The organism is Polyangium sp. 15x6, assembly GCF_029960785.1.
Classification (GTDB): domain Bacteria; phylum Myxococcota_A; class Polyangia; order Polyangiales; family Polyangiaceae; genus Polyangium.
Window position 1 is genome coordinate 1 of the sequence record NZ_JASBQE010000192.1, and the last position, 8,282, is coordinate 8,282.

Consider the following 8,282-nt stretch of genomic DNA (forward strand, 5'->3'; position numbering starts at 1 on the left):
CGGGGCGGCCAGGCCGGCGGCGCGCGAGGGGCGCAGAAGGGGATGGCGCGCGGCGGCAGCGCGCGGGGTCAGGCGTCGGCGGCGCCGCGCAAGCAGCGGGCGCGGGGCTAGGGCTTCGTGGCCTCGTGGATGGCGGGTTCGGGGGGGCCTGCCATCGACGAGCGCGTGACAATCGCGGGTGGCGGGTTCGGGGGGGCCCGCCGGCCCGCGAGTGTCGAGGCCAATCGTGAATGACGGATCGGTGGGGTCCGCCATTCACGAGCGGGTAGCAAAATCGTGGGTGACGGGTTCGGGGGGCCCGTCATGCGCGAATTGCTTCGCGAAACCGCGCAGAAAATTTCGCAGAACAAAGATTGAATAAAACCAGGGATCCGCATTCAGCAGTTATCGCGTCCTGAACGGCCGTTTTCGCTTGACCGGGCGGACCATTTCATGTGCTTTTGGGGGCCTCACCCTTGTCTTCACGGAGGTCCCATGGCCCGGATTACTTCTTATTGCATTGCGGCAAGCGCCCTTCTCCTCCTCGCCCCGAGCGCCGCGCTCGCGCAGGAGGGTGAGGCGACGCCGCCGCCCGCGCCCGAGGGGCAGGCTGCGGCGCCTGCGGCTGCGGCGCCTGCGGCTCCGGCGGCCGCGCCTGCGAAGGCCGAGCCCAAGGAAGATCTCGAGGACAAACCCGCGCCGAACTCGATCTATGCCGAGGGCCTCGGGGCAGGCCTATGGTACTCGCTGAATTACGAGCGCCGCGTCATCGACGACCTCGGCGTGCGCGTCGGGATCAGCTACATCTCGATCGGGGCGACGGTCTCGGCGGGCAGCTCTTCGTCGAGCGCGAGCGCGAGCCTCTTGACCTTCCCCATCACGGCCAGCTACCTCGGCGTTCGCAGCGGCAAGCACGCGCTCGAGGTCGGCGGCGGCGTGTCGGTCACGTATGCGTCGGCGCAGGCCTCGAACAGCTTCGGCGCGAGCGCGTCGGGCTCGGGTATAGGCGCGTATGGTAGCGCGATGGTCGGGTATCGCTTGCACCCGGTGGACGGCGCAGGCTTTCAGTTCCGCGTCGGCGCGATGGCGCTCATCGGCCCGGGGTTCAATGTCTTCGGCGACGATCCCACGGCCTTCGGCGTCCTGCCGTTCGGATACATCAGCCTCGGCGCGGGGTTTTAGGCTGACTCCCGCGGCAGAAGCAGCGGATTGAACGGCGCTTCCCCCATGCTCACGCGCGCCGCGTAATCATAGGCGTCGTCCGTCGCGGCGATGTGTTGCGCGGCCGCGTGGACGTCCCGGAAGCACCGATCGAGCACCGTCCCCGCGTAAATCGCGCTCGACCCGCCCGCCCGGAATGCGAACGACGTCACGTCCGCGGCGACCTCGGTCGTATACGTCGTCGCCGCGCGCACGGCCGCCCAATCCTCCGGCGACAGCGCCCGGCCCGCCTCGGCCCTTTGCATCGACAGCTCGATCACCTCGCGCCCGAGCGCCCGCGCCGCGTCGAGGGCAGCGCGTTTTCGGCCGAGCTCCACGCGGAAGCTCGATTGCGTGCCGAGCGCCTCCCCGGTCCAGGCCTTGATCCGGCGCGGCGCGACGATCGTGATCTCCTCGAGCGCCCGCCGCGCCACGCCGAGCGCGAAGCCGATGTGCCCCGGCGCCACGAGCGCGATGAACGGCAGCTCGAAATAGGCCTGACCCCGCTTCCGCGACGCGCACGGATACGAGCACGTGAATGCCTCGTCCACGAACACCGACTCCATGCGGTAATGGTTGCTCCCGCTCCCGCGCAAGAACGCCGTGTTCCACGTATCCTCGATCGTCACCCGCGAAACCGGCACCGCGACCTGCACGAACGACGGCGGCCCGACCTGCGTCGGCTCCTCGATCATCGCGGCCGTGTAGACCCAGCTCGCGTGCCGGATCCCGCTCCCGAACCCCCACCGCCCCGTCACCTCGAATCCCCCGTCTACCCGCCGCGCCTTCCCCGTCGGCACCTGCAGCCCGGCCGACGTCGTCATTCCCGCGGCGAAGATCTCCCGCGTCGCCGCCTCTGGCAGATAAGCGCCCATCATCCCGTTCATGATCGCCCCGATCATCAGCGCCCAGCCTGCGGACGGGTCCGCGTGCGCCATCGCCTCGTACACCACGAGCTGCGTCCGCCCGTCCGCCCCTTGCCCGCCCACCTCCTTCGGCGCCGCGAGCGCGAAGAGCCCCTCCTTCTTCATCACCTCGACCACGGCCGGATGCAGCGTCGCGCCCTCGTTCGACGCGTCCGCGTGGGCCTCCGCGACCGAGCGCACGCGGGCGACGGACGCGAGCAGGCTGGTTTCGAGCACGTTCTCGGTTCCCTTCGTCATGACGGTTCCCTCCGGCGACCGGGGTTCTTGGCCGGTCATGTCCATGTAGACAACGACAACATCCCGAAGTTTCCACCGTCAACATGGAATGTTGCGACTGTCAACATCCGCCACGGACGTGCTAGGCTCGGGGCCGTGCCTCGACGCCCGCCTCGCCCGTACCACCATGGGGATCTGCCTCGCGCGCTTCGGGAGGGCGCGCTCGCGCTCATCGAGGAGCGCGGGCCGATGGGGTTCACGCTCCGCGAGCTCGCGCGCCGGATCGGCGTCTCGCATACCGCGCCGTACCGGCATTATGCCGACAAGCGGGCGCTGCTCACGGCGCTCGCGGCCGAGGGCGCGCATCGCCTCGCGGACACGGTCGACGCCGCGCTCACGGCGGCGGGCCCCGACTTCCGCGCGCGTTTCCTCGCGGCCGCGCATGCGTACGTGCGCTTCGCGATCGACCATCCCGGGTATTTCCAGGCGATGTTCTCCGCCGACGCCGACCCGAACGACCCCGCGTACGTGAACGGCCGCGAGCGCAGCCTCGGCCTGCTCTATCGCTACATCGCCGACGCGCAGGCGGCGGGGTATTTCGGCGAAGGCGAGGCGCTCTCCTACGTGATCCCCGTCTTCGCAATGCACCAGGGCCTCGCGGTGCTGGCGATGTCGGGCGCATTCGCCCCGCTCGGCATGCCCGACATCCGCGCCGCGTCGGACCTCGCGCACGGGCGCCTGCTCGACGGGCTCGCGCGCGCGCCCGAGGCGAAGGGCAAGCCGCGTACGAAAGCGTGAGCGGCGAGCCCCTGCGATCTTCCGCGATCGCGCCGTGCCGTGCCATCCTGCGGACAGCATGGTGCGCACGAGGATCCTTCTGTCTTCGATGGTGGTGGGCCTCATCTCGGCCGCGAGCGCGTGCTGGCTCGGCGACTACCAGCCGCCCACGGGCCACGCGGGCGGCCCGGCGCAAGGCCACGAGGTCCGCTGCGGCGACGACGCCTGCGGCCCCTCCGAGGTTTGCTGCGTCGAGCAGGGCGACGTCCCCACCGCCGCGTGTACCCCTGTGAACGCCTGCATCTCCCTCCCGATCCCGTGCGACGGCCCGGACGACTGCGCGCACCTCGGCGGCGTCTGCTGCGGCCTCTGGGACGAGGTCACGCACAAGTACACAGCCGTCGAGTGCTCGGGCGCCTGCAGCAGCAGTGATCGTGTCCCCATCTGCCGCCTCGAGCACGACGACGCCGATTGCCCCACGGGCCTCGATTGCAAAGAGGAACGCCTCTTCGGACCGGGGTTCGGCTACTGCGCCCCCTAGCGTCCGCCCCGTATCCCCGCCCCCTGACGTTCTGGCCACGCCCGTCTGGAAACGTCCGTTCTCAGGGCCCCCGCGTCCCTTGGCAAACGCCGGGGCCCCGGGCCCTCCCTGCGATGGCCTTGCCCTTGCACGGAGCGGGGGCACACGCCAGGTAGCCACTTTCCAACGCCTTCGCCTCGGGATATCCCGCCATGATGCGCATCTTTACGCAGCTTCTCGCCGTGGGCACCGTTCTTCTCTCGACCTTCCACGCGAGCCTCGCCCAGGCGCAGTATTACCCGCCGCAGCCTTACCCGTATCAACAGCCTTACCCGTACGGGCAGCCCGCTCCTTATCAACAACCCTACCCGTACCAGCAGCCTTATCCCTATCAACAGCCCTACCCGTACCAGCAGCCGAACCCGTATCAGCAGCCTTATCCGGCGTACGGCGCGCCGAACTACCTCGACACCGGCAATTCGCGCAAACCCAAGCACCAGCTCACCCTGCGCGTTTCGCCCGGCGCGAGCTTTCATTTCATCCCCGGAAGCTCGGCAAAGCCGGCCTTCGCCCTCGACGCGGGGCTCGGCTTCCGGGCCGGCGTCGCCTCCTATACCTCCGTCTGGACCGAGGCAGGCTACTCCTACGACACCCAGGGCCCCGGCCATTTCGTCGCCGTCGGCGTCGGCCCGCTTTTCGGGACGAACCAGACCTCCGTCGGCATCCTCGAAAAACTCGTCATTGGCGACGTCGCCGGCGGCTTCGCCGTCGGCCCCCGGACGAGCCTCGTCCTCATGCTTTACAATGGCAGCCTCGCGGCCGAGGTCGGCCATCAATGGATCTACAGCAACGTCGCGGGCTCGGGCCACAACGAGCTCCGCCTCCAGGTCTCGGTCGACCCCATCAGCTTCCTGATGCGCTTCATGGGCCGTTAGCCCCTGCCTCTTCCCCGAACGGATCGAGCCTCGGGCGCACGCCTCGTCCGTCCTTCAGCCCGAGGCGCACTCCGCCCCGGCAAAACCCCCCGTCACGCGCCTTTCTGCGCTCCCCCCTTGCTCTCGGCCCTTTTTCCTGAGAAGCCTTCCGCCGCGCGGCCTCCGGATCCCTTGTCTCAATCTACGCCGCTCCCCAAGGTGACCACCATGGCAGACAGCTTCGGTGCGAAGAGCACCCTCTCGGTTTCCGGCAAGTCCTACACGATCTTCCGCCTTCGGGCCCTCGCGAGTGATGCCGAGCTCGCGCGCCTCCCGGTCTCCCTGCGCATCCTCCTCGAGAACCTCCTCCGTCACGAGGACGGCCGTGTCGTCCGCAAGGAGCACGTCGAGGCCGTCCTCCGCTGGGATCCCAAGGCCGCGCCTTCCCAGGAGATCTCCTTCCACCCCGCGCGTGTCCTCCTCCAGGACTTCACGGGCGTCCCCGCCGTCGTCGACCTCGCCGCCATGCGCGAGGCCTTCGCGGGCATGGGCGGCGATCCCAACCGCATCAACCCGCTCTCGCCGGCGGACCTCGTCATCGACCACTCGGTCGAGGTCAACTACTTCGGCACCCGCGACTCGCTCGTCCGCAACGCCGAGCTCGAGTACCAGCGCAACGAGGAGCGGTACGTCTTCCTCCGCTGGGGCCAGCAGGCCTTCGAGAACTTCCGCGTCGTCCCGCCGGACACCGGCATCTGCCATCAGGTCAACCTCGAGTACCTCGCCCGCGCCGTCATGACCGACGCCGAGGGCCGCGCCTTCCCCGACACCCTCGTCGGCACCGACTCGCACACCACCATGATCAACGGCCTCGGCGTCGTCGGCTGGGGCGTCGGTGGCATCGAGGCCGAGGCCGCGCTCCTCGGCCAGCCCGTCACCATGCTCGTCCCCGAGGTCGTCGGCTTCAAGCTCACGGGCAGCCTGCGCGAGGGCGCCACGGCGACCGACCTCGTCCTCACTGTCACCGAGATGCTTCGCAAGAAGAAGGTCGTCGGCAAGTTCGTCGAGTTCTACGGCCCTGGCATCGCGTCGCTCTCGCTCCCCGATCGCGCGACCATCGCCAACATGGCGCCCGAGTACGGCGCCACGATCGGCTTCTTCCCGATCGACGGCGAGACCCTCTCGTTCCTGCGCTTCACGGGCCGCTCCGCGGACCAGGTCGCGCTCGTCGAGGCCTACTGCAAGGAGCAGGGCATCTTCCGCACCGAGGGCATGCCCGACCCCGTCTTCAGCGACACGCTCGAGCTCGACCTCGGCGCTGTCGAGCCCTCGATCGCCGGCCCCAAGCGCCCGCAGGATCGCATCCGCCTCGCCGCGTCGCGCACCGGCTATCGCAAGAGCTTGCACTCGATGATCGAGAAGAGCTTCGCCGACGTCGACGCGGCCTCGCTCGCGAAGTGGTGTGACGAGCCGAGCGCCGACAAGCCCACGGACGAGGCCGTCGCGGCGCGCATGCTCGTCCGTGACAAGGTCTTGAAGCCCGTCGCCGTCGAGGAGGGCGACACCTCGTACAACCTCCGCCACGGCTCGGTCGTCATCGCGGCGATCACCTCCTGCACGAACACCTCGAACCCGGCCGTCATGCTCGCGGCGGGCATCCTCGCGAAGAAGGCCGTCGAGCGTGGCCTCTCGGTCAAACCCTGGGTGAAGACCTCGTGCGCGCCCGGCTCGCAGGTCGTCGCGGATTACTACGAGGCCTCGGGCTTGCTCCCGTACCTCGAGGCGCTCGGCTTCCACCTCGTCGGCTACGGCTGCACCACGTGCATCGGCAACTCCGGCGCGCTCCCCGACGCGATCGTCGACGCGATCAAGAAGGGCGACCTCGTCGCGGCGAGCGTGCTCAGCGGCAACCGCAACTTCGAGGGCCGCATCAACCCGAGCGTGCGCATGAACTTCCTCATGTCGCCGCCCCTCGTCGTCGCCTACGCGCTCCGCGGCGACATGGACTGGGACCCGTACTCCGAGCCGATCGGCAAGGATCGCAACGGCACGCCCGTCTACCTCCGCGACATCTGGCCGACGTCGGAAGAAGTCCGCGACACCATCCGCTCGGCCGTGAAGAGCGAGCAGTTCAAGACCCGGTACGACAATGCCCTCGTCGGCGACGTCGCCTGGCAGAAGCTCAACGTCCCTGCGGGCAAGACCTTCTCCTGGGACGACAAGTCCACCTACGTCCGCAAGCCGCCGTTCTTCGAGAACCTCGGCAAGCAGCCGCAGCCGATCACGGACATCGTGGGCGCGCGCGTCCTCGCGCTCCTCGGCGACAGCGTCACGACGGACCACATCTCGCCGGCGGGCAACATCTCGAAGACGAGCCCTGCGGCGCGTTACCTCATGGAGCACGGCGTCCAGCCGGCCGACTTCAACTCGTACGGCGCGCGTCGTGGCAACCACGAGGTCATGATGCGGGGCACCTTCGCCAACATCCGCATCAAGAACGCGCTCCTCGGCGGCGAGGAGGGGCCGAACACGCTCCACCTCCCGGCGGGCACGAAGCTCAGCATCTACGACGCGGCGATGAAGTATGCCGACGAGAAGGTGCCGCTCGTGGTGCTCGCGGGCGTCGAGTACGGCACGGGCTCGTCGCGCGACTGGGCGGCGAAGGGCACGAAGCTGCTCGGCGTGCGCGCGGTCATCGCGAAGAGCTTCGAGCGCATCCACCGCTCGAACCTCGTCGGCATGGGCGTGCTCCCGCTCGAGTTCGCCGCGGGCGAGGACGCGCAGACCCTCGGCCTCGATGGGCGCGAGACCTTCGACATCAAGGGCATCGCCGAGGGCGTCACGCCCTTCAAGAAGCTCGAGGTCGTTGCGACCAAGGCGGACGGCACCAAGAAGACCTTCACGGTGACGGCCCGCATCGATACGCCGAACGAGGCGGACTACTACTTGAACGGCGGCATTCTGCAGTACGTGCTCCGGCAAATGGCGAAGTAACCGCTCGACCAGCACCCGCGCCCGGGACCCCTCTTTCCTGCGTGGGAAGAGGGGTTCCGTTTTTCAGCGCCGATCATTTGAACTGCGCCGTCCCCTTGTACGTCTCGCCGTCCTTCCACTTCGCCACCGTCTCCTCGACGGTTTGTCCGTCCGCCGCCGTGATTCGCAGCGTCACGGATTGCGAGCCGACGCCTTTGGCCGCGGTGAAATAGTTATCGTCCGACCGCGTCATCTCGACCCATTCGTCGCCCTTCTTGAAGGCCACGCTCTTGATCGGCATGCGGTGATTGCGCACCTGGATCGAGGTCCAGTGGATCGAGCTCGTCTTCTTGAAGCGCAGCTCCAGATTGCCTTGCACCGCGCAGGGCACGGGTTTCCAGCTCACCTCGGCCTTGCCGGCCTTCGTGCCGGCGATCTTCACGAACGCGGGCTTGTTGATGACCAGTCGATCCGGCGGGCAATCGTTGCAGCGATCGGCGACCATCACGACCTCGGTGCCCTCGGAGCCCGTGATTTCGAGGCACTGACCACATGCCTGGATCTGGTTGTAGACCGCATTCGGCGCGGACAACACGGCGGCGTCCCGGCCGAACGTGAGCGAACAGCTCCCGCGGGCGTTCGCGTCGTAATACACGGCCTCGCCCTTCGAGACCTTCACCTCGGGCTTCGGCGGCTCGGCGGGCTTGGCCTCGGCTGCCGGCGCGGGCGGCGGCGCGGCGGGCTCGGCGGGCGCGGGGGCGGCCGCCGGGGCTGCGG

7 protein-coding genes are annotated in these 8,282 nt (G+C 68.8%); 5 read left to right on the top strand and 2 right to left on the bottom strand.

Features of this window, described 5'->3' with window-relative positions:
• Window positions 1-474 precede the first annotated feature (474 nt).
• Window positions 475-1,161, top strand: a complete 687-nt coding sequence (locus QHF83_RS52185; RefSeq protein ID WP_282425674.1) for a hypothetical protein — start codon at window positions 475-477, stop codon at window positions 1,159-1,161.
• Here the strand turns inward: QHF83_RS52185 and QHF83_RS52190 are convergent.
• Window positions 1,158-2,342: an acyl-CoA dehydrogenase family protein gene (locus QHF83_RS52190; RefSeq protein WP_282425675.1), complete on the bottom strand. Its 1,185-nt coding sequence runs from the start codon at window positions 2,340-2,342 to the stop codon at window positions 1,158-1,160. The two genes, QHF83_RS52185 and QHF83_RS52190, sit on opposite strands and share 4 nt — an antisense overlap.
• 135 nt (window positions 2,343-2,477) lie before the next feature.
• Between QHF83_RS52190 and QHF83_RS52195 the strand changes: the two genes are divergently transcribed.
• The 4 genes from QHF83_RS52195 to acnA all read left to right on the top strand — a co-directional run bounded on the left by QHF83_RS52195 (window position 2,478) and on the right by acnA (window position 7,526).
• The gene (locus QHF83_RS52195; protein ID WP_282425676.1) at window positions 2,478-3,119 is read left to right on the top strand and encodes a TetR/AcrR family transcriptional regulator; all 642 of its coding nucleotides are present in this window, start codon (window positions 2,478-2,480) and stop codon (window positions 3,117-3,119) included.
• An 88-nt stretch (window positions 3,120-3,207) separates the two neighbouring features.
• A complete protein-coding gene (locus tag QHF83_RS52200) occupies window positions 3,208-3,639 on the top strand; it encodes a hypothetical protein (protein WP_282425677.1) in 432 nt (143 codons plus the stop codon).
• 191 nt (window positions 3,640-3,830) lie between these two features.
• Window positions 3,831-4,553 carry a hypothetical protein gene (locus tag QHF83_RS52205; protein WP_282425678.1) on the top strand — a complete coding sequence of 241 codons (723 nt, stop codon included), beginning with the start codon at window positions 3,831-3,833 and terminating at the stop codon, window positions 4,551-4,553.
• A 207-nt stretch (window positions 4,554-4,760) separates the two neighbouring features.
• Complete coding sequence (gene acnA, locus QHF83_RS52210; protein ID WP_282425679.1) at window positions 4,761-7,526, top strand: aconitate hydratase AcnA; 2,766 nt, start codon at window positions 4,761-4,763, stop codon at window positions 7,524-7,526.
• 73 nt (window positions 7,527-7,599) lie between these two features.
• Here the strand turns inward: acnA and QHF83_RS52215 are convergent.
• Window positions 7,600-8,282: expansin EXLX1 family cellulose-binding protein (locus QHF83_RS52215; protein WP_282425680.1), on the bottom strand; the 683-nt coding region annotated here is incomplete at its 5' end.